Source organism: Streptomyces sp. CT34, assembly GCF_000805335.1.
Classification (GTDB): Bacteria; Actinomycetota; Actinomycetes; order Streptomycetales; family Streptomycetaceae; genus Streptomyces.
The window spans coordinates 325,803-346,441 of sequence record NZ_KN708638.1 but is presented as its reverse complement, the minus strand read 5'-3'; the positions used below and the strand labels follow the sequence as shown (position 1 = coordinate 346,441).

Genomic DNA, 20,639 nt, shown 5'->3' with positions numbered 1-20,639 from the left:
GCCGCCGGCGCCCTGCCGGTCCACGAGACCGGAGCCGTCCAACTGGGGCCTGTGCCCCGCCCGTTCCACTGCTGATGGTTGCTGACCACTGTGATCCGCCTCATCCGGAAGGATTCCCATGTCTGAGATCCATGACGCAAAGGCCGAAGACGCGACGACCGAGGGCGCAGGCGGCTGTCCGGTCGCGCACGGGCGCGCCCCGCATCCGACCCAGGGCGGCGGAAACCGCCAGTGGTGGCCGGAGCGGCTCAACCTGAAGATCCTCGCCAAGAACCCCGCCGTGGCGAACCCTCTCGGTGAGGAGTTCGACTACGCCAAGGCGTTCACGAGCCTGGACCTCGCGGCAGTGAAACGGGACATCGCGGAGGTGCTGACCACCTCGCAGGACTGGTGGCCCGCCGACTTCGGCAACTACGGCCCGCTCATGATCCGGATGGCCTGGCACAGCGCCGGCACGTACCGCATCAGCGACGGCCGCGGCGGCGCCGGAGCCGGCCAGCAGCGCTTCGCGCCACTCAACAGCTGGCCGGACAACGCCAGCCTCGACAAGGCCCGCCGTCTGCTGTGGCCGGTCAAGAAGAAGTACGGCAAGAGCATCTCGTGGGCCGACCTGCTGGTCCTCACCGGAAACGTCGCGCTGGAGTCGATGGGCTTCAAGACCTTCGGCTTCGCCGGCGGCCGTGCGGACGTGTGGGAGGCCGAGGAAGACGTCTACTGGGGTCCCGAGACCACCTGGCTCGGCGACGAGCGCTACACCGGGGACCGGGAGCTGGAGAACCCGCTCGGCGCGGTCCAGATGGGCCTCATCTACGTCAACCCCGAGGGGCCCAACGGCAACCCGGACCCGATCGCGGCGGCCCGCGACATCCGTGAGACGTTCCGCCGCATGGCGATGAACGACGAGGAGACCGTCGCCCTGATCGCCGGTGGCCACACCTTCGGCAAGACCCACGGCGCCGGCCCGGCCGACAACGTCGGCCCGGACCCCGAGGGCGCCCCGATGGAGCAGATGGGCCTCGGCTGGAAGAGCTCGTACGGCACCGGTGCCGGCCCCGACGCGATCACCAGCGGCCTGGAGGTCACCTGGACCGCCACCCCGACCCGGTGGAGCAACGGGTTCTTCAAGAACCTCTTCGAGTACGAGTACGAGCTGACCCAGAGCCCGGCCGGCGCCAACCAGTGGGTGGCCAAGGACGCCGAGGCGATCATCCCCGACGCGCACGACCCGTCGAAGAAGCGCCTCCCGACGATGCTCACCACCGACCTCTCGCTGCGCTTCGACCCGATCTACGAGCCGATCTCGCGCCGCTTCTACGAGAACCCGGAGGAGTTCGCGGACGCCTTCGCCCGCGCCTGGTACAAGCTGACGCATCGTGACATGGGGCCGGTCGCACGCTACTTGGGCCCGGAGGTCCCCTCCGAGGTGCTGCTGTGGCAGGACCCGCTGCCGCAGCGCACCGGTGAGCCGATCGACGCCGCGGACATCGCCTCCCTCAAGGAGCAGGTCCTCGGCTCCGGCCTCACGGTCTCCCAGCTGGTCTCGGCCGCCTGGGCCTCGGCCTCCTCCTTCCGCGGCAGCGACAAGCGCGGTGGCGCCAACGGCGCCCGCGTCCGCCTGGAGCCGCAGCGCAACTGGGAGGTCAACAACCCGGACGAGCTGGCGCTGGTGCTGCGCACACTTGAGGGCATCCAGGGTGCCTTCAACTCCGCCGGCGGCAGGCAGGTTTCGCTGGCCGACCTGATCGTGCTCGCGGGCGGCGCGGCGATCGAGAAGGCGGCCAAGGACGGCGGCTTCGACGTCGAGGTGCCCTTCACGCCGGGCCGGGTGGACGCCGCCCAGGACCAGACGGACGTCGAGTCGTTCGACGCGCTGGAGCCGGCCGCGGACGGCTTCCGCAACTACGTCGGCAAGGGCAACCGCCTGCCGGCCGAGTACCTGCTGCTCGACAAGGCGAACCTGCTGACCCTGAGCGCGCCCGAGATGACCGTCCTCGTCGGCGGTCTGCGGGTCCTGGGCGCCAACCACGGGCAGTCCAGGCACGGCGTCCTCACCGACAGGCCGGGCACGCTGACCAACGACTTCTTCGTCAACCTGCTCGACCTGGGTACGACGTGGACGTCGACGTCCACGGCGCAGGACGAGTTCGAGGGCCGTGACGCCGGCGGCGCGGTCAAGTGGACCGGCACCCGCGCCGACCTGGTCTTCGGCTCGAACTCCGAGCTGCGTGCCGTCGCCGAGGTCTACGCGAGCGACGACGCGAAGGAGAAGTTCGTGACGGACTTCGTCGCGGCGTGGGACAAGGTCATGAACCTCGACCGGTTCGACCTCGCCTGATCATGGGGCACGTCCAGGCCGGCCCGCACCGGCCGGCCTGGACGTCCTCCGTTCCGAGCCAGGAGGAGCGGCCATGAACATCCCCGGTCCCGAGCCGCGGGCGGACGGCGGGGTCGGCGCCATCGCAGCGGCGGGCGGGCTGCACCACTACCAGTTGCGGCTGCACGCCGAGTACGGGCCCGTCGTGCGGTTCCAGCTTCCGGGCACGCAGACGGCCGTTTCGGTCGCCGACCCCGTGCTGCTGGAGGCCACGGCGCACCTCGAAGAGCGGCCGGAGCAGCTGTTCGCGTTCCTGGCCCCGCTGTTCGAGGCGGGCAACCTTCAGGTGATCCCGGCCCAGGAGCACACCCCCTGGCGGCGCCTGCTGCTCTCGGTGCTGGCCGGACGCCCTTCCCACGAGCGGCACTTCGCGCGGTTCACCGAGCTGGCGACCGCACTCGCGGACCGCTGGGCCGGGCAGGACGGGCCGGCCGGCCGCGAGCCCGTCGAACTGCAGAAGGACCTCACCGCGCTGTCGCTGCGGATGATCTGCGCATACGCGCTGGGGGGCGAGGCGGCGGCCCCGGACGGCGTGATCGCCGCGTTCGAGGAGGTGCTCACCGAACACCTGGGACGGCTCTATCAACTGCCCGACCCGGACACACGTCAGGAGCGTGCCGAGCGCGCGGACGCGGCCCTCGCCTATCTGCGCACCATGGTTGACCAGGTGGTCGCGGCCCATCGTTCCGGCGTCCGCACGGACCGGAGCGATCTGGTCGGGACGCTCGTCGAGGCGGGGGAGCGGCCCGCGCGCATCCGCGACACCGTCATGGTGACGATGCTGGCCGCCCACCACACGACCGGGGTGGCCATCTCCTGGACCCTGCATCTGCTGGGACGGCACCCCGAGATCGCCGAACGCGTCGCCGACGAGCTGGACCGCGTGCTCGGTGACCGTCCGGCGCCCGCCTACACCGACCTGCGCCGACTCACCTATCTGGAGATGGTCCTCAAGGAATCGATGCGGCTCTTCCCACCCGGCCCGTACGGCGCGCGGGAAACGACCGAACCGCTCGTCCTGGGAGACCACGAAATCCCCGCCGGGGCGACGATCTTCTATCCGTTCTGGGCCGTCCACATGAATCCCGACCACTGGCCCGAGCCCGAGAAGTTCGTTCCCGAGAGATTCACCCCGGAAGCGACGGCCGGGCGGCCGAGGCTGGCCTACATCCCCTTCGGGCTCGGTCCGCGCAGTTGTGAGGGGGCCGGCCTGGCGATGGTCGAGGCCGAGCTGGTCCTGGCCGTACTCCTCAAGCGCTTCCGCTTCCGGCCGGTTCCCGGCCATGAGGTGATCCCGACCGAACGCTTCGTGCTCTGGGCGGCCGATGACATCCGCATGATCGTGAGCCCCCGGATTCCGGGGTAGGCACGACGGCATCTCCCGTTCGCAAGGCGGGCGCCGACACTCCCGCCAGCGGTCAACAGCCATGCGGGACCGGCCATTGCGGGCTCCGATTGCCGGTCGGGACGAACCTCCCGGCCCTCAGGGCCGTCTTCACCACCGGCCCGGCGGCCGGACGCCCGGGGAAGGGGAGACGCACATGGCAAGACATCCACGGCAGCGCCATCAACGGCGGCTGCGCACCGACGCGTTGGCGGCCCTGCTGGCCACGCTCACCGTACTGCCGACCGCGGCGGGCTGTGCGCACGGCGGTACGGCGGCCGGCGGTTCCTCGGCTCCACGACAGGTCCGACAGATCATCGACACCGCCGACACCCCTGCACTGCCGAAGAACTTCCGTGTCACCGATACCGCGGCCAAGCCAGGGCCGGGCGGCAAGGCCCCGTCGCTGACGGGGCTCGCCACCCTGCACGCCTCGGGGAGCGGCGTCTTCTCCGTCGCCGGCCTGCGGACGGTCAACGACCACCTTCCCGCCGGCCACGGCCCCGTGGTCGATGTGGACCTGCGCCAGGAATCACACCTGTACGTCAACGGGATGCCGGTCAGCTGGTTCGGCAACAAGGACGACGCCAACATCGGGCTGAGCCATGACCAGGTGCTGGCCGACGAGCAACGCCGACAGGAGCAGTTGGAGCGGACCGGCTCGGTGAGCTTCGACTGGATACCGGGCAAGTCGGTGAAGCCCGACGGGCCGGTGCGCGACCCCAAGTCGGTCCGTACCGAGGCCGATGTGGTCGAGCAGGCGGGCTGGCGCTACGTCCGGCTCACCGTGCCCGACCACCACCGCCCCCAGGACAACGAGGTGGATCGCTTCGTCGCCCTCGTCCGCAGCCTGCCGCAGGGCACCTGGCTGCACTTCCACTGCCGCGCGGGAGTGGGGCGCACCACCACCTTCATGGCGATGTACGACATGATGCGCAACGCCCGGCGGGTCCCCCTCGACGACATCCTGCGCCGCCAGGCGCTGATCGGCGGCAAGGACCTGACCGCTGAAGCGCACTCCAACAAGCCCGAGGCCCGTGAACGGGCGGCCTTCCTCCGTGTGTTCTACGCCTATGTGCAGCAGAACACGGACGGTTTCAAGGCCCCGTACTCCCGCTGGGCGGCCGGGCGCTGAGACAGTGGCCGGCCACCCCGTCCCGGTGGGCTCAGGGATAGGAGACGACTGTCGACGGCGTGGTGGAGGCGCCCGAAGTGGGGGCGCCGGTGGTGTTGATGACGTGCTCGTACTGGCCCTTGCCGCCGAGCGAGATGACCAGCAGGTCGTGGAACTTCACGCCGGGAGCGTGCGGCGCGGCGAACCCGTGGTCCTGGCGGATGCCGGGGTCGGCGGTGTAGTAGCAGTAGCTGCCAAGTCCCCATGCCTCGTGGGTCGTTACGGAGTCGCCGACCTTGTAGGCGGCGTAGCCCCTGACGCTGCCGTCCTGGACCGCGGCCTGGTCGGGGGCGTCGTAGGCCTTCTCGTTCTGGCAGAAGACGGTGCGACCGCGCTGGCCGTACCACTGGACGTCGTATTTGTTGAAGTGCTCGACGAACAGGCCGGTGGCGAAGACGTCGTCGCCGTTGACGCGGATGCCGTAGTCGGCGCGGTTGATGTCCCAGCCGACGCCGCTGCCGTGGTCGGCGCGCCAGACCCAGGTGTGGTCGATGATCGTGTGGTGGCTGTTGACCTCGATGCTCGTGGTGGCCTTGCCGGGCCCGGCGCCGCCTATGCGGAGGAAGACGTCCTGGACGGTGACGGGGTTGGCGGAGTGGTCGGTGGCGGCGCCCTGTGGGCCGATCTGGAGGAGGACGGGAGAGTTCACGGGGCCGGCCTCGATGAGGAATCCGGCCAGCCGGACCCCGTCGACGTCGGCGACCCGCACGGCGGTGACACCGTTGTCGGGGATGAGGGTGGCGTAACCGAGCCCGAGGACCACGGTGTTGGCGCGGTCGACCTCCAGTGCGCGGTCGAGGTGGTAGATGCCGGGTGTCAGGAGCAGGTGGAGGCCCTGGGCCAGGGCTGCGTTGAGCGTGGCCGCGGTGACTCCGGGCTTGGCGACGTAGAACTGGTCGAGCGGTAGCGAGGTGCCGCGTGGTGTGCCGTTGCCCCAGGTGGGGCCACTGGCGTCGGTGCGCTTCTCGGGCAGGAAGACCCGGTATGCGCTGCCGGAGAGATAGAGGAAGGGCTTCTCCCGGGAGACCGCGGTGGTGGCCAGCGTGGTGTAGGGCGGGTTGGGGAAGCTCTGCGCGGGAGCGCCCTGCACTCCGGAGAACACCATGTTCCAGACGCCGTTGGTCCAGCCGCCGACCGCGCTGTCGCGGGTGTACCACTGCTGCTGGCTGCGCGGGCTGACCGTGCCGTCGATGCGGCTGTCGGCGATATAGCCTCCGCTGGCCCAGCCGTCGCCGCTGGGCGCGAGGGTGAGTCCGCCCTTGACGTGCATGCGTCTGAAGGGGGCGGCCTGGGCGACGGCCCAGCGGTTGGTGCCGTTGGCGGGGTTGAGCGCCAGATTCTCCGCCGAGCGCCAGAAGTTCTGGGTGGCGTTGCCATTGAACCAGCCGGCGTCGACGGTCACATCACCGTTGATGGTCGTGTCGTCGGGGGACAGGCCGAGACCGGCGAGGGACGTGTAGAAGCCGAGCTGGGCGTTGAGCCCGCTGTAGGTGCCGGGCTTGAACAGCAGCGCGTAGCGGCCGGTGCCGAACTGTGCGGATTGCTGTTGCTGGAAGACCTGGTCCAACTTCGCCTGGATTCCGGGCGTGGACGGGTCGAAGACCAGCACGTTCGGGCCGAGGTCGCCGCCGCCGGGCAGCGGCTGCGCGGCGCCCGGCTGCGCGAACGCGGTGGAGACCAGGGCGACCGTGGCCGGTGCCGTGGCGGCAGCGGCCATGGCGCCGAGGAGGGTGCGGCGGGTGGGGGAGGAGGTTCCGGGGGATGCCACGGCTTTGGTGGGGGGAGTTGGCATGAGGGACTCTCCGAGTTCAGGAAGTGAACGGTGAAGGCGGAGGGAGCGCTCGCTTGCCCGGAATGCTTCATCTCGGTGAAGGGTGCGTCAAGAGTTTTCGCCAAGGACGTGGTGTCCCTGACGCTGCTGATCGTCGAGGCTTCAAGTCCTGCTGATCGCCGCGCCATTCGCTGGATCCGTCGGCGCGCGGGCGCGCCTTCGGTACGGTGCGGGACGGAGAATCCGCAGCCGGGCTCCGCGTGTTTCGCGCGCCCCTGTGCGCTCCGAGCAGCCCTTGCGGGCCTCCGCGCGCCGGGCTGCCAGGGGCAACCGGGGCTGCCTTCGATAGTTCAATGAGGCCGTGGTGGAAGATGCGCGCAGTGCGGGACGGACCGACCACCGGCTCGACCGGCGGCGGCTGGCCGCGGCCTCGGTCATAGCGCTGGCCGCTGCCGGCGGATTGCTGCTCTGCGTGGCTCACGGGGTGTTGGCGGTGTCCGTGGCGGGGTCGGGCGGTGCGTTCAAGGTGTCCGGCGAGCAACTGGCGGGCGACGGGGTCACGGAGGTGACCGATTCCGTGCCGGAGCAGGACGGGACCCGTCACCCGGTGGCGGTGGTGAGCGCGGAACGGGCGTCGGTCCGGGGGTTGTGCGCCAGCCTGCTGGTGCCCACGCCGCTCGGCTCCTTCACCCTGCGGGGTGCCGCGGGGCGCACCACACCCGCCCAGGTCACGGGGCTGATGGTGGACAGTGATCGGGTCAGCGGCACCGACGCCACCTTCACCGGCCTGCGCGTGGGGCCCCTGCCGAAGGGCGGTATCGGTGTCCGGGCCGGTCATACGGCGGTGTCCCGGACCCGGTTCACCTCCTGGCTCGCCACGGCGGGCAGCTTCCGGGTGCACGATGTGGACGTCACCGTCAGGCCCGGCCGGGCGGAATGCTACTGATGCGGCCGGGTGACCGGGCGTGGCGGCGTGGCCGCCCGTGGGGCGCTGCCGTGCTCGCGGTGCTGGGGTCGGTGGAGTTGGTGCTGCTGCCGTTCTCCGGTGCCCCGGCGACGGTGACCGTGGCCGGGATCGTCGGCGGCGCGGGGTTCTCCACCAGCGTGCCGCTGCTGGCGGCCTCCCTGATGCTGATCACGCACCCGCAGTTCCACACGCCGTTGGGCCTGGTGGTGCTGGCGCTCGCGCTGGTCGCCCTGGTGACCTGCAATGTGGGAGGCATGCTGGTGGGCAGTGTCCTGGCCGGCGCCGGCGGCGTGTGGGGATTCGCCTGGCTACCGCCCGCTGACCCGGAGCCCACGTGAAGCGGATCGGGTGGGCGGTGACGGTCCTGCTCAGCGGCGCGGTCATCTCGGGACCCGGGCCGGCACCGGCGGTCGGCCGGTCCCCGGTGACCGCGGCGTATCTGGCGTCCCCGGCGTCCGCGCCGCTGACGGTGCGGGCCCGGACCGTCAGCGCCGGACCCGCCCGGTGCGTCCGGCGGGCGGACGGCCGGCACCCGCCGCTGCACTGCCGGTTCGCCCGCCTCGCTCTCACCGGGGCGCGGGTCACCGCGCGCACCCCCGAAGGCGATGTCACGGTGGAGTGCGCCCGTGCCGAACTCCCCGGTGCCGCCGAGGTGGATCTCGCGGCCGTCAGCGGCCGGCTGTTCGGCGTACTGCCGGTGCACTGGGACGCCACGCTGCCGCTGCCGGCCGCCGCCGCTCCGCCGCTGGCTCTGACCGATGTGACCGCCACCGTCGACGGCTTCTCCGTACCGGGCGGCCGGCTCCGGGAAGTCGTACAGCACCGGTGACCGTCACCGGGTCTCGGGCGCCGCGCCGAACCGCCGCTTGCGGGCGGCGAACGCCCTGATGAGGAGGCGTAGTTGGTCACCGGTGAAGTCGGGCCAGAGGGTCTCCACGAAGAAGAACTCCGCATAGGCCGACTGCCACAGCAGGAAGTTGGAGATCCGCTGCTCTCCCGAGGTACGGACGAGCATGTCCACATCGGGCAGGTCGGGCAGCAGCAGATAGCGGGCGAAGACCTGCTCGTCGATGGCATCCGGTTCCAGCCGCCCGGCCAACGTGGAGCGGGCCAGCGCCGCAGCCGCCCCGGTGATCTCGGCACGGCCACCGTAGTTGAGGCAGAAGACGACCGTCATCGACCGGCCGTGCCGGGTCCGCAGCTCCGCCTCGCCCAGCGCCTCGACCACTTCGGGAGCCAGCCCTGTCTGTACCCCGCACCACCTCAGGCGAAGGCCGCGATCGGTGTACTCGGCCATGGACCGCATACTGTCGGTGGCCAGCCGCATCAGGGCCACCACCTCGGCCTCGGGCCGGCGCCAGTTCTCGGTGGAGAAGACGAAGAGCGACAGATGGCCGACCCCCTCGTCGAGTGCCGCGTCCAGCACGGACCGCACGGCGCGCACTCCCGCCTCGTGGCCCTTGATCCGCGGCAGCCCTCGGGCGGTGGCCCATCGCCCGTTGCCGTCCATGATGATGGCGATATGCCGGGGGCGGCGGTTCCCGGCCGGGGGCCGCGGCACGACCACGTGTTCCCCTTGGGACCGGGCGTCAACGCCACGGAGCAGCCACGCCGCCGCGGATATCCGCCAGTTCGAGAGTCGGGACATCAACTACCCCCTCTCCGCGCACCCGTTTGGAGCGTTACCTGGAAGGTGGACGCGGTATGCCGCAAACCATCCGGTTGGGCGAATCGTTGGTGAGTTGTGGCAGACAAGCGCACGCGCAGCGGTGGCGCGCCCGACCGACTGGCCCTCTGGACGGGCAGGCTGTTCGCGCCCCCCGTGCTGCCCGTGGCCGCCGGCTGCGCACTCAGCTGGCGGGCGGCACTCTACGCATGGGGAATCGTCGTCGCCGGGTGTGCGGTGCTGGGGGTGACGGTCATCGCCCTGGGGGTGCGCCGGGGCTGGTGGTCGGACTGGGAACTGAGCCGCCGGGCCGAACGCCCGTTGCCGCTCGCCTGCGCCACGGGCGGTGCCCTGGTGGTGTGGCTGGCCTGCTGGTGGCTCGGCGCCCCCCGGGAACTGCTGGTACCGGCGGCGCTCGCCCCGCTGGGCGGCGCGGCGTTCCTGGTGTGCACCCGCCGGGGCAAGGTGTCGCTGCACACCAGCGCCGCAGCGGGCGGGGTCGCCCTGCTCGCTGTCGAGGTGAGCGGGTGGTGTGCGGTGGCCGGGGTCCCCCTGCTGGCGCTCATCGGCTGGTCGCGGGTGCGGCTCGGAGCGCATACCGTGCGTCAGGTGTGGGCGGGCGGGGCGCTGGGCGCCGGGCTCACCGCCGTGGTGCTGTGGCTGTCCGGCTGAGCCGGGGCTCGGCCACCATCGGCATCGCCCGCGGGTGCAGGAAGATCCGCGCCGACGGCCTGACGGGGACGCCGCCCGGCACGGCCCGCAGCCGCCACCGGGCGGCGATCGTGGCCACCACGGCGAGCATCTGGTTCATCGCCATCCGCTCGCCGATGCACCTGCGCGGTCCGGCACCGAAGGGGACGTGGGCGCAGGGGGCGACGGCCCGCGCCCGCTCGGGAAGCCAGCGGTCGGGGTCGAACCGGTACGGGTCGCGATGGTGCTCCGGGTGGTGGTGCAGTGCGTACGCCGACCAGGCGAGGTCCGTACCGGCGGGCAGGCGGACGCCGCCGAACTCCATCTCGTCGATCGTGCGCCGCCCCAGCAGCCACACCGGTGGGTAGCGGCGCAGTGCCTCCAGCACGACGCGGCGGGTGTACACCAGCTTCGACAGGTCGTCCGCCCCGACCCGCCGTCCCCCGAGCACGCAGGTGAGCTCCCGGTGGAGCCGGTGTTCCACCTCCGGGTGGGCGGCCAGCTCGTGGAACACCCACGGCAGCACGTCACCGACCCCATGGGCCCCCGCGACCAGGTAGAAGAACACCTCCCGGACGACCTGTGCGTCGTCGAGCCCGCCGCCCTCCGGATAGCGGCAGCGCACCAGCGCCGACAGGACGTCGCCGTCGTCCCGTTCCGGTGAACTGCGGCGGGCTCGCAGCGCCTCGCGGATCGCGGCGCGCAGCCTGGCCCGGGCCCGTACGAACCCGCCGGTGCCGGGCGCCGGCACCCGCTGGGTCCACAGCGGGGCGACCGTCCGCCAGTACAGGCCGGCCACGAGATGCGCCTGCACCGCCGAGAGCGAAGCGGCCACCTCGTCGACGGGTTCGCCGCAGAAGGCGTGTGCGGCAATGCGGTTGGCGAGCGCCAGCAGCTCCCGTTCGAGGCGAAGGGGGTGTCCGGGGCGCCAAGCGGCGAGTCCTTCCTCGGTGGCCCGGACCGCGAACTCCACCTGCCCCGCGAGCCGATGGGGATGGAAGGCCGGCTGGATGGCGCGACGGTGGCGGCGGTGCGCGGCGGAGGGAGCCAGTCCGGGGAACTCCATGTCCATCACCAGGCTCACCCCGATCTGCGGGCCCGCGCTGTCGGTGAGCCTCCCCTTGACGAAGTCGCGGGCATCGGTGACGAGCATCCGGTGCATCAGCTCAGGGGCGGTGACCAGGTAGCAGGGACGGAGTCCGGGGGAGAAGCGCACCAGCGGACCGAGTGCGTTGAGTCCGGTCATGAACTCCAGGGGTCGGAACCAGAGTTGTGCACCGTGCCCGATCGCCGGCACACCCCAGGGCGCGGTCGGGATGCTCAACGGGCCACCTCCCCCGCGAAGTTGCACATGTGACGCTGTGCTGTTGATATGATACCCGGCGTGTCGAAAGCTGGGGTAGTGGTAGTTGTCGGTTCCGGCTTCGGCGGTTCGGTAGCCGCACTGCGGCTCACCGAGAAGGGGTACCGCGTGACCGTCGTGGAGGCCGGCCGCCGCTTCGCCGACGCCGACTTCGCCCGGTCCCCCTGGCAGCTGCACCGCTTGGTGTGGGCGCCGAGGCTGCGGATGTCCGGCATCATCCAGGTCCGCGCGCCGCAGGCTGCTGACCCTCACGGGCGTCGGCGTGGGCGGCGGCTCCCTCGCCTACGCCGGGGTGCACTACCGTCCGGAGCCCGAGGTCTTCCGCGCACCCGGCTGGGACCCGTCGGTCGACTGGCCGGCCGAGCTCGCCCCCTGCTACGACCTCGCGGAACGCATGCTGGGCACCACGACCGTGCCTCTGCCCGACCGTGACGCCGGAGGCGACGGCGCGTTGCGGCGGGTCGCGGACGACCTGCGGGTGACCACCACCTTCCATCCCACCCGGGTCGGCGTGTACTTCGGACCCCCGGGGATGTCCGCCGCCGACCCGTATTTCGACGGCCGGGGTCCCAGCCGTACCGGTTGCACCGGATGCGGACGCTGTCTCACCGGCTGCCCGGTCGGCGCCAAGAACACCCTGATGAAGAACTACCTTCATCTCGCCGAGCAGTTGGGGGCCCAGATCCGCCCCCGCACCACCGTCATATCGCTCCACCCGCGGCCGGACGGCGGTTGGCGGCTCCGCACCGTCCGGTCGGACGCGCTGGTCCGCGGACGGGGCGAGATGCTCGATGCCGAGCAGGTGGTGCTGGCCGCCGGCGCCTGGGGCACGGTGGAGCTCCTGCACCGCAGCCGGGCCGCCGGTACCCTGCCCGACCTCTCTCCCGCCCTGGGCACGGGCACCCGCACCAACCGGGAGGTGCCACTCGCCGTCTCGGACCCCGATGCCGGCGTGGGATCCGGAGTCGTCATCGGCTCCGCACTGCGCCCCGACGACCGCACCCTGGTCCAACTCGGCCGCCTCGGCCCCAAGCTCCATCCGCTGGGCGCCGCGTTCCTCCCACCTGTGCGCCGGTTCGGACCGCACACCGCCCTGCTGTTCGCCATGGAGCGCACCAACTCCAGCCTCACCAGCCGCTACCGGTGGGGACGGATGACCTTCGCACCGGGCGAGGGCCCGGCCGAACCGGTGAGCCTGGCCGCGGCCCGCGCGGTGGCCCGCCGCTACGCCGAGCACGTCGGAGGTCGCACCCACGCCGTGTGGTGGGGCCCGCTGCTCCGGCTCCCCTTCACCGCCCACCTGCTGGGCGGATGCCCACTCGGCGACGATCCGGGCACCAGCGTCATGGACGTCCACCACCGCGTCCACCGCTACCCGGGCCTGCACATCGCGGACGCCTCCGCCGTCCCCACCAACCTCGGCTGCAACCCCGCACTCACCATAACCGCCATGGCGGAACGGGCCTTTGCCCGATGGCCGACGGCATGACCGGCGAGCGGACGCGACCCGTCCACCCCCTCATCAGCCGCATCGGCCGCACCCGCCTGTTCTCCAGGCTCGCACCCCGCCTGCTACCCGTATGCGACCGCCTGGCCCACCGAGCCACCCGCGGGCACTGGATGCCCAGCCACCTCTTCCTCCCCACCATCCTGCTCACCACCCGGCATCCCCACGGCCATGCGCACGCCACCCCGGTCTGCGCCTACCGCTACCCGGACGGCTCCTGGCTCGTCATCGCCTCCAACTTCGGCCGACCGCACCACCCGTTGTGGAGCGACAACCTCCTGCGCCACCCGTCGGCCACGGTGACCAGCGATGGCCGCGATCACCCGGTCACCGCCCGCCTCCTCACCCCCGCGGAGACGCAGGCCGAACGCCCCGGAATCCTTGCCGCCCTCCCGGTCTACGACCACTACGCCGCCCGCGCCAAAGGAAGACCCCTCCGCGTCTTCCGTCTGACCCCCTCCGCCTGACGCTCACGCAAACCCACTCCTGTCGGGTGCACCCGTCAGAACACTCTCCACCCGGCCGCCGCTCCCGACCTCGCCCGTGTCCGAGGACGTGTCATGCCGCCCCAAGTACAGCCGCCCACAGGGCCGTTGCCGTAACTGTCCCAACCCGTGAGCCCGCTCCGCGCACGGGCATCAGCCTGATCACCGCCGCCGGTCAGAAGACAGCTGTGGCCTCCGAGCCCGGCGCACGCCGATCGCCTCGTCCGCAGTCACGGAGTCAGGACGGCCCTGACCGACTGCCGGATACGGGAGCGCAGCCACTGGTGGGCGGGGTCGGCGTCGTCGCGCGGGTGCCAGGCCAGGGAGAGCTGCAACGGGGGCAGGGACAGCGGCAGCTCCCGGGTGATCAGCCCGAGGTTGTGCACGGTGGTGCGGTACTGGCGCCAGGGCAACAGGCCCACCATGTCGTGCCGGTTGGCCAGCATCAGGAGCGTGGCCGCGAAGGTGGGGGCGGCGACGGCGGCGCGGCGGCTGAGCCCCAGTGCGGCCAGCGCGTCGTCCAGCGGCCCGGTGAGGCGTCCCCGGCGCGAGGTGACGATGTGGCGTGCGCCGGCCACCCGCTCGGCGCTGAGCTCTCCCGTGGCCAGGGGGTGGTCGGCCCGCATGACCAGGACGGAGTGGTCGGTGGTGAGGACTTCGGTGTGCACCTCGGGGGCGAGCGAGCCGAGCACGCCCATCTCCAGATCGATGCTGCCGTCCCTCAATCCCGTGTGGTCACCGGCGGGTTCGGCCAGGAAGCGCAATGTCACCTGCGGGGCCTCGTCCTCGACGCAGGAGAGCAGATGGTCGCCGACGGAGGTGACCATCGCGTCGTTGGCGCAGAGGGTGAAGGTGCGCTTCAGGGCCTGAAGGTCCAGTTCGCCGGCCGGGGCGAGCACACAGCGGGCCCGCTGCACCAGGGCGCGCACTTCGCTGCGCATGGCCACGGCGCGCGGGGTGGGCTGCATGGCGTGGCCGGCCCGCACCAGAACGGGGTCCTCGACGGCCCTGCGTATGCGCCCCAGCGTGCGGCTCATCGCCGGCTCGGAGACGCCCAGGCGATCGGCGGCGCCGGTGACCGAACTCTCCTCCAACAGGGCGTCGAGGGCCACCAGCAGATTGAGATCCAATTTCACATGCACGGAACGCATCCTATTTATCAACTGCCTGCATTTGAAGTTATGTTGCCGGATTTCTACGGTCGTCCGCACACCCCAGACGGGAAGGAAAGTGACCGTGCACAGCGCAGAGACACCCGCCGACCGGAAGGACCCCGGCAGGATTCCCGGGCCGTATCCACGCCGGGCAACGGACCCGGCGCCCTGCCCGGCGGCACGGCGCACCGTGCCGCGCCTGATGAACACCGCCGTCATCGCCATCCAGGCCATGGTCTCCGGCGTCAACCTGGCGATTCCCCAGCTGTCCGGGAGCAGCCTGCATCCGTCCGCGACGCAGACGGTGTGGATCGTCGACATCTACCTGCTCGTCTTCGCCGGACTCCTCATCCCCGCCGGGGCACTGGGCGACCACCTCGGCCGCAAACCGGTACTCATCGGCGGGCTCGTCGTGTTCGGCCTCGGCTGCCTGGACTGCGCGCTCTCCCCGAGCGTCCCGGTCCTCCTCGTCGGCCGAGCCGTCGCGGGCCTCGGCGCGGCACTGGTCATGCCCGCCACCCTCGCCCTCTCACTCGCGGTCACCCCGCCCCGTGAGCGCGGCAAGGCGGTGGGCGCCTGGTCGGGCGCGACCGGCCTGGGCGGCATGCTGGGCAACCTCGTCGCGGGCGCCACCTTGCAGTTCTTCTCCTGGCCCGTGTTCTTCGCCCTGTTCGTCCCGGCCGCCGTCCTGCTCGCCGCGCTGGCCGCCCGGCACGCCCCGGCCACCGAGCGCCACGCCGCCCGGCCCGACGCGCTCGGCACACTGCTGCTGATCGCCATGCTCACGGCGCTGCTCTTCGGCCTGATCGAGGGACGCGAACTGGGCTGGACCTCAACCCCCGTCCTCGGCGCACTCGCCGAACTCCTCCTTGCCGGCGCGCTGTTCGTCGCGCACGCCCTGCGCAGCGACCACCCCCTGCTCGACCCACGGCTGCTCAAGACGCCCGCGGTGGGCTCCGGCACACTCGGGGTGGCGGGCGCCTACCTGGGCATGTTCAGCCTCTTCTTTCTCAACGCCCAGTACCTGCACTACGCCAAGGGGTTCAGCGCCCTGGAGACGGGCCTGGCGCTCCTGCCGCAAGGTTTGTGCATGAAACTGGTCTCGCCCCGCGCCGCACGGCTGGCCGCCCGCTGGGGCACGCGCCGGGTGGTGGCCCTGGGGATGACGCTGATCGTCGCCGGGCTCTGGCTGCTGTCCCTGGCGGATGGCGCGACGCCGTACTGGATGTACGCGATCGACCTGCTGGTCATGGCCGGCGGCATGGGCCTGGCCACCCCGCCGCTGTCCAGCGGCATCGTCGCCGCCCTGCCCAAGGCCCAAAGCGGCCTGGGCTCCGCCCTCAACAGCACCGCCCGCGAGATCGGCAGCGCCGTCGGCATCGCCGTGGTCGCCACCGTCGTCACCACCCGGTTCCTCGCCCACCTGCCGACCATCGTCGCCGCCCACGCGCACTCGACATCGGACGCGATGACGGCCACCGGCCACCCGGGAACAGCCCAACACACCGCCATGGTCGAGGCGTTCACCCACGCGCTGTCCGCCGGCTACCGCGTCATCGCCGTCCTGGTCGCCCTCATCGCGATGGCGGTGCTGACCTGGCGGTGCCGGGCACGGCGGGAGCACACCCTTTCCTGACGGCTCGTGTGGTCACTGACGGCTCGTGTGGTCACTGCGGGGGCGGGGGGCGCTCGCCAGACCACCACCTCATGGCCGGCACCGCGCGCTCGGACCACGTCGAGCCTCACCTCCCGCCGTGGCCGCCCCCGCCCTCATCTCCCTCGCTCTGATCGTTTCTACCGAACAGCCTGCTCAGATACTGGTCGACAGCGGTGAGCGCCTCCTGAGGCGCGACCACGTCCAGTTCGAGGAGGGTGGTGAAGCCGGTGAGGGCGAGGAGCAGATTGGTCTCGGCCACCGGATCGCGATCGGAGCTGATGTGCCCGTCGGCGATCGCCTCACGGATCAACTGCTCAACGACCAGGCGCCCTTGGGCGAGGCCGTCGCGCGCCTGAGCGTGGATGTTCTCGTTGTGCAGCGCCTCCAGAACGTAGGCGGCGCTCATCCGGCTGGCCGCGCGGGCGTCGGCGTGCAGCGGGAGCATCTCCGTGAGCATCACCCGAAGCACGTCGCGGGGGTGCGGCTGGTCGCCGAGTTCCTTGAGGCCCCTGCTGACACGCAGTGATTTCTGCTCGGACGCGAGGTCCATGGCGAAGCAGAGCATCGCCTCCCGGGAGGTGAAGTAGTGCTGCAACGCCCCGTGGGAGATGCCCGCCTCCTTCGCGACCTCGCGCAGGGACAGGTGCGAGACGCCGTGCTGCTCCACCACCCGCCACAGTGCTCGGGCGATCACTTCGCGGCGTTCGTGGTGATCCACCTGCTTCGGCATCGTTGGTTTCTTCTCCGTGGGCCCTCTACCAATACGCTTGACATAATACACCTGGCAGATAACGCCGGAAGCCTTGCTGCTTAATGAACCGGAAGCCTTGCTGCTCAACGAAGGCGACATACCTGAACAGCCAACGGCGGGAACGGTGAAGGGCGAGATTGGGGGCGGCCGACAGCGGGGGAGTCGCGGTGTTCCGTAGCCTCCCGCGCCCAACCACCCACCGGAACGCCCCTCTTCGCCGCACCGCCTCGCCTCGGGACCGGAACGGAACGAGGAGTGCGGACGGTGGAGTTCGAGCCGTGACGCCGCAGACGGGGGTGACTCACCCGAGCTCACGCCGTGCACCACATTTCCGTCAGCTACCTGGTGGTCTGCCCAGCCCCCACATTGTCCGGATAATTGCTGACTTCCTCGGTATGCGCAAGGTGACCACCATTCTCCAGCTTCCCTGGGATCTCCATGATCCGACGGTGGCTTCGCGCCTTGCGTAGCGGCAACGTCATCGAGCCGGGTGCTGCGGTGGGCAGGCCGCGCGGCTCGTCCCGAGAGTGGAACCGCGGCTCGGATCGGCGTTGCCAGGCCGTTGGTCCGGGCCGGTGGCAGCATCGGTCCGACGATGCAGGTCAAGTCGTCCGGCGGGCCTACCTCATGGCGTGCTGCCCTAACTTCGCCTATTCCAGGGGCAGTTGATTCCGAAGGGGGCGCAGGGGCTGCTTTGCACAACGCTGCCCTTCTGTTCACTCAACTGGGCTTCAGCAAGCAACGGCGCTGTGTCTTACTGGGGTGCGCTACGCGCGTTGAGCGCATCCCCCTCACTACGTCAGGAGAGTTCCGGTGACCCCCACCCGCCGTCTCATACCCACCCTGGCCGCAGGCACCTTGGCTGCGGTGGCTGTCGTCGTGCCGGCCACCGCCACCGCCCACGCCGCAAGCCCCTTCTCCCTGGTGATCCTGCCGGACCAGAAAGAGGGCGCGATCTACGACTTCGTCAACTCGGCGAAGAAGTCGGTCGACGTGACGATCTACGAGCTGCGCGACACCACCCTCGTCAACGACCTGGTGAAGAAGCAGAAGGCGGGCGTGAAGGTCCGCGTGGTCTTCGACTCCCAGCACGCGTCCATCGACGGCGCCGCCTACAAGGCGCTGTCCGCGGCCGGAGCCGGGGTGACGTACTCGTCCTCGGAGTACACCTACACCCACCAGAAGACGATCACGGTCGACGGCGCCAAGTCGTACATCAGCACCGGCAACTTCGACACGAAGTACTACAAGGCCTCGCGTGACTACGGCGTCTTCGACACCGACAAGGCCGATGTCGCGGCGATAGAGAAGGTCTTCAACGCCGACTTCGCGAAGACCTCCGTCACCCCGTCCGACGGCACCGACCTGGTCTGGTCGCCCACCGACTCGCAGAGCCACCTGCTGGCCCTGATCAAGGGGGCGAAGCACAGCCTCGACGTCCAGCAGGAGGAGTTCGGCGACGCCGTGCTGGTGAACGCGATCGTCGCGGACGCCAAGCGTGGTGTCGCCGTGCGCGTCGTCGCCGAGAACAAGTCCTCGAAGTACAGCAAGCAGCTCAAGAAGGTGACTGCCGCCGGCGGCAAGGTGGCCACCTTCACGAGCCCCACCGGCTACTACATCCACGCCAAAGCGATCGTCGCCGACTACGGCAAGTCCTCCGCGAAGGTGTTCGCCGGCTCGGAGAACTTCTCCAGCAACTCGCTCAACCACAACCGCGAACTCGGCCTCATCGTCTCCGACTCCGCGATCGTCAGCGGCATCGAGAAGGCGTTCAGCGCCGACTTCCAAAAGGGCTCCGGCAGGGTCTGACCCACCACGGCCCCAGTGGCCGGCACGACCGATCCGAACGTTCATCGGTCCCTCGGCTGCGACGCCCCGCCCGGCTGCCGACTCCTCGGATCGCCGGCTGAACACTTCAGACGGCGATCCAGGGCCCGAGCCGGCCGGGGCGCGCGCCGGTCCGATGATGCCCCGGCCCGTGAGCGACGTTCATCCTGCCCGGGCTCCGAGGCCCCTGCCTGGTGGCCGGGGGCCGGTGGCCGGGGGCCGGGGGCCGGGGGCTGCTGTGTCGGTTGTCACCCTCGGATCATTGCCGGACCTCCCTGCGTCCCCCGGCAGGGCGGGGTCGTAGGGTGGGTGGGCGCAAGTGTTCGTATACAGATCGACGGGGGTTGCAGTGGCGCGGAAGACGGATTCGGACACGGTGCGGCGGCTGCGCTCCGGCGCCGTCATCCTCGGCGGGATGGGGGTGCTCGCCGCCGCCCTCACCTCCTGCGGAAGCGAACCGGACAAACGCTGCGTAGACCCCAAAAGTCATGACAAGGCTCAGGGGTATCGCGTGCTCAGCCCCTCGCAGTGCGAGGGGAAGGGGCCGCACGGCGCCCCTGTCGGGCGGTGGTACTACGGCACCGGCGGCTCCGGTCGCTACGCCAACGGCGGCAGCTTCAGCAAGAGCGCGGTGGAGCGCGGGGGCTTCGGCTTCGGGCACGGCTCCTCGGGCGGCTGACCGCAACAATGCGCCGCCACACCATCGAGCCCCGCCCCGACTGGCAGACCACCGTCGAGGCCCAGGGCCTGATCTACCCCCTCACCCGTTACCCCGACGACTCCTTGCGCCCCTACTGGGACGAGAGCGCGTACTACTCCTTCTCGGCCGCCGAGATCGAGTCGCTGGAGGAGGTTGTCGAGGAACTGCACGGCATGTGCCTGGCCGCCGCCGAGCACATCGTCACCCACGACCGGTTCGCCGACCTCGGCATCACCGATCCGCGGCTGGCCGCCAGGGTCGCCGAGGCATGGCGCCGCAGGGCCGAACTCCCCTCCCTCTACGGACGTTTCGACCTCCGCTACGACGGCACGGGCCCGGCCAAGATGCTGGAGTACAACGCCGACACCCCCACCTCCCTCGTGGAGGCCGCCAGCCCGCAGTGGTTCTGGATGGAGGACCGGTTCCCGGCCGCCGACCAGTGGAACTCGCTGCACGAGCGGCTGGTCGACGCCTGGAAACGGCAGGCGGCCCTGCTGCCGCCCGGCTCCCCGCTGCACTTCGCGCACTCGGCCGCCGACGAGCTGGGGGAGGACCTGATGACGGTCGCCTACCTGCGCGAAACGGCCGAGCAGGCGGGCCTGACGACCGAGGCGATCGCCATGGAGGAGATCGGCTGGGACCGGCTCTCCGGCCGTTTCGTCGACCGGCGGCTGCGCTTCATCCGGGCCTGCTTCAAGCTCTACCCCTGGGAGTGGCTGGCCACCGACGCCTTCGGCTCGCACGTCCTGGACACCCTCGACAACGGCGGCACCACCGGCAGCACCCTGTGGATCGAGCCCGCCTGGAAGATGTTGCTCTCCAACAAGGCGCTGTTGGCCATCCTTTGGGAACTCTTCCCCGGCCACCCCAACCTCCTGCCCGCCTACCTGGACGGCCCCCGCGACCTGGCCGCCCCGGACGGCCCCGGCTATGTCGCCAAGCCCCTGCTGGGCAGGGAGGGCGCGGGCGTCGCCGTCCACCCGCCGGGATCCGCCCCGGCGCGGCCCGAAGAGCCCTGCTGCTACCAGGAGTTGGCGCCACTGCCCGACTTCGACGGCAACCGGGTGGTGCTCGGCACCTGGGTCGTCGAGGACGAGGCCGCGGGGCTGGGTATCCGCGAATCAGCGGGCCTGGTCACCGACGGGTACGCCCGCTTCCTGCCGCACCTC

At 70.9% G+C, this 20,639-nt stretch carries 18 protein-coding genes; 13 read left to right on the top strand and 5 right to left on the bottom strand.

What is annotated here, in order from left to right; genetic code table 11:
- Positions 1–118: 118 nt before the first annotated feature.
- From katG to RZ84_RS01575, 3 genes are all read left to right on the top strand, one after another.
- Entirely contained in the window at positions 119–2,335 is a 2,217-nt protein-coding gene (katG, locus tag RZ84_RS01585; protein WP_043262793.1) for a catalase/peroxidase HPI, read from the top strand.
- Positions 2,336–2,408: 73 nt separating this feature from the next.
- Positions 2,409–3,740 carry a cytochrome P450 gene (locus RZ84_RS01580; RefSeq protein ID WP_043262792.1) on the top strand — a complete coding sequence of 444 codons (1,332 nt, stop codon included), beginning with the start codon at positions 2,409–2,411 and terminating at the stop codon, positions 3,738–3,740.
- A gap of 175 nt (positions 3,741–3,915) precedes the next feature.
- The gene (locus tag RZ84_RS01575; protein ID WP_052229687.1) at positions 3,916–4,893 is read left to right on the top strand and encodes a phosphatase domain-containing putative toxin; all 978 of its coding nucleotides are present in this window, start codon (positions 3,916–3,918) and stop codon (positions 4,891–4,893) included.
- Positions 4,894–4,924: 31 nt separating this feature from the next.
- On the opposite strand, the gene RZ84_RS01570 is transcribed toward RZ84_RS01575, so the two are convergent.
- Positions 4,925–6,724, bottom strand: a complete 1,800-nt coding sequence (locus RZ84_RS01570; protein ID WP_052229686.1) for a hypothetical protein — start codon at positions 6,722–6,724, stop codon at positions 4,925–4,927.
- A gap of 340 nt (positions 6,725–7,064) precedes the next feature.
- On the opposite strand from RZ84_RS01570, the gene RZ84_RS01565 reads away from it, so the two are divergent.
- Genes RZ84_RS01565 through RZ84_RS01555 form a run of 3 tightly spaced genes read left to right on the top strand, consistent with a single transcriptional unit; the run spans position 7,065 to position 8,499 of the window.
- Complete coding sequence (locus RZ84_RS01565; protein ID WP_157878742.1) at positions 7,065–7,649, top strand: DUF6230 family protein; 585 nt, start codon at positions 7,065–7,067, stop codon at positions 7,647–7,649.
- The gene (locus RZ84_RS01560) at positions 7,649–8,008 is read left to right on the top strand and encodes a DUF6114 domain-containing protein (RefSeq protein ID WP_052229685.1); all 360 of its coding nucleotides are present in this window, start codon (positions 7,649–7,651) and stop codon (positions 8,006–8,008) included. The genes RZ84_RS01565 and RZ84_RS01560 overlap by 1 nt, the downstream gene beginning before the upstream one ends.
- Entirely contained in the window at positions 8,005–8,499 is a 495-nt protein-coding gene (locus RZ84_RS01555; RefSeq protein ID WP_043262789.1) for a hypothetical protein, read from the top strand. Before RZ84_RS01560 ends, RZ84_RS01555 begins: the two co-directional genes overlap by 4 nt.
- 3 nt (positions 8,500–8,502) lie before the next feature.
- On the opposite strand, the gene uppS is transcribed toward RZ84_RS01555, so the two are convergent.
- A complete protein-coding gene (gene uppS / locus RZ84_RS01550; protein WP_078893490.1) occupies positions 8,503–9,318 on the bottom strand; it encodes a polyprenyl diphosphate synthase in 816 nt (271 codons plus the stop codon).
- A 96-nt stretch (positions 9,319–9,414) separates the two neighbouring features.
- On the opposite strand from uppS, the gene RZ84_RS01545 reads away from it, so the two are divergent.
- Positions 9,415–10,008: a hypothetical protein gene (locus tag RZ84_RS01545; protein ID WP_052229684.1), complete on the top strand. Its 594-nt coding sequence runs from the start codon at positions 9,415–9,417 to the stop codon at positions 10,006–10,008.
- Here the strand turns inward: RZ84_RS01545 and RZ84_RS01540 are convergent.
- Positions 9,977–11,350 carry a cytochrome P450 gene (locus RZ84_RS01540; protein ID WP_052229683.1) on the bottom strand — a complete coding sequence of 458 codons (1,374 nt, stop codon included), beginning with the start codon at positions 11,348–11,350 and terminating at the stop codon, positions 9,977–9,979. The two genes, RZ84_RS01545 and RZ84_RS01540, sit on opposite strands and share 32 nt — an antisense overlap.
- Positions 11,351–11,627: 277 nt before the next feature.
- Here RZ84_RS01540 and RZ84_RS01535 point away from each other — a divergent pair, with 277 nt between their 5' ends.
- Together RZ84_RS01535 and RZ84_RS01530 are read left to right on the top strand one after the other, a co-directional pair.
- Positions 11,628–12,878: an FAD-dependent oxidoreductase gene (locus RZ84_RS01535; protein WP_347232802.1), complete on the top strand. Its 1,251-nt coding sequence runs from the start codon at positions 11,628–11,630 to the stop codon at positions 12,876–12,878.
- Positions 12,863–13,363 (top strand): nitroreductase family deazaflavin-dependent oxidoreductase, encoded by a 501-nt coding sequence (locus tag RZ84_RS01530; protein WP_052229681.1) that lies wholly within the window; start codon positions 12,863–12,865, stop codon positions 13,361–13,363. Before RZ84_RS01535 ends, RZ84_RS01530 begins: the two co-directional genes overlap by 16 nt.
- A 248-nt stretch (positions 13,364–13,611) precedes the next feature.
- Here the strand turns inward: RZ84_RS01530 and RZ84_RS01525 are convergent, their stop codons facing one another.
- Positions 13,612–14,532, bottom strand: a complete 921-nt coding sequence (locus tag RZ84_RS01525; protein WP_043262788.1) for a LysR family transcriptional regulator — start codon at positions 14,530–14,532, stop codon at positions 13,612–13,614.
- 85 nt (positions 14,533–14,617) lie between these two features.
- On the opposite strand from RZ84_RS01525, the gene RZ84_RS01520 reads away from it, so the two are divergent.
- Complete coding sequence (locus RZ84_RS01520; protein WP_241777496.1) at positions 14,618–16,171, top strand: MFS transporter; 1,554 nt, start codon at positions 14,618–14,620, stop codon at positions 16,169–16,171.
- Between the two features lie 106 nt (positions 16,172–16,277).
- Here RZ84_RS01520 and RZ84_RS01515 read toward each other — a convergent pair whose 3' ends face one another.
- Positions 16,278–16,922 carry a TetR/AcrR family transcriptional regulator gene (locus RZ84_RS01515; protein WP_052229680.1) on the bottom strand — a complete coding sequence of 215 codons (645 nt, stop codon included), beginning with the start codon at positions 16,920–16,922 and terminating at the stop codon, positions 16,278–16,280.
- Between the two features lie 834 nt (positions 16,923–17,756).
- On the opposite strand from RZ84_RS01515, the gene RZ84_RS01510 reads away from it, so the two are divergent.
- The 3 genes from RZ84_RS01510 to RZ84_RS01500 all read left to right on the top strand — a co-directional run.
- Complete coding sequence (locus tag RZ84_RS01510) at positions 17,757–18,752, top strand: phospholipase D-like domain-containing protein (protein ID WP_043262787.1); 996 nt, start codon at positions 17,757–17,759, stop codon at positions 18,750–18,752.
- 367 nt (positions 18,753–19,119) lie between these two features.
- The gene (locus RZ84_RS01505; protein ID WP_043262786.1) at positions 19,120–19,449 is read left to right on the top strand and encodes a hypothetical protein; all 330 of its coding nucleotides are present in this window, start codon (positions 19,120–19,122) and stop codon (positions 19,447–19,449) included.
- 8 nt (positions 19,450–19,457) lie between these two features.
- The coding region (locus tag RZ84_RS01500) for a glutathionylspermidine synthase family protein (RefSeq protein WP_043268797.1) at positions 19,458–20,639 on the top strand (1,182 nt) is incomplete at its 3' end.

Coding starts and splice junctions, on each gene's coding strand:
- katG (WP_043262793.1), top strand. CDS start 119: ATGTCTGAGATCCATGACGCAAAGGCCGAAGACGCGACGACCGAGGGC.
- RZ84_RS01580 (WP_043262792.1), top strand. CDS start 2,409: ATGAACATCCCCGGTCCCGAGCCGCGGGCGGACGGCGGGGTCGGCGCC.
- RZ84_RS01575 (WP_052229687.1), top strand. CDS start 3,916: ATGGCAAGACATCCACGGCAGCGCCATCAACGGCGGCTGCGCACCGAC.
- RZ84_RS01570 (WP_052229686.1), bottom strand. CDS start 6,724: ATGCCAACTCCCCCCACCAAAGCCGTGGCATCCCCCGGAACCTCCTCC.
- RZ84_RS01560 (WP_052229685.1), top strand. CDS start 7,649: ATGCGGCCGGGTGACCGGGCGTGGCGGCGTGGCCGCCCGTGGGGCGCT.
- uppS (WP_078893490.1), bottom strand. CDS start 9,318: ATGTCCCGACTCTCGAACTGGCGGATATCCGCGGCGGCGTGGCTGCTC.
- RZ84_RS01530 (WP_052229681.1), top strand. CDS start 12,863: ATGGCCGACGGCATGACCGGCGAGCGGACGCGACCCGTCCACCCCCTC.
- RZ84_RS01525 (WP_043262788.1), bottom strand. CDS start 14,532: ATGCGTTCCGTGCATGTGAAATTGGATCTCAATCTGCTGGTGGCCCTC.
- RZ84_RS01515 (WP_052229680.1), bottom strand. CDS start 16,922: ATGCCGAAGCAGGTGGATCACCACGAACGCCGCGAAGTGATCGCCCGA.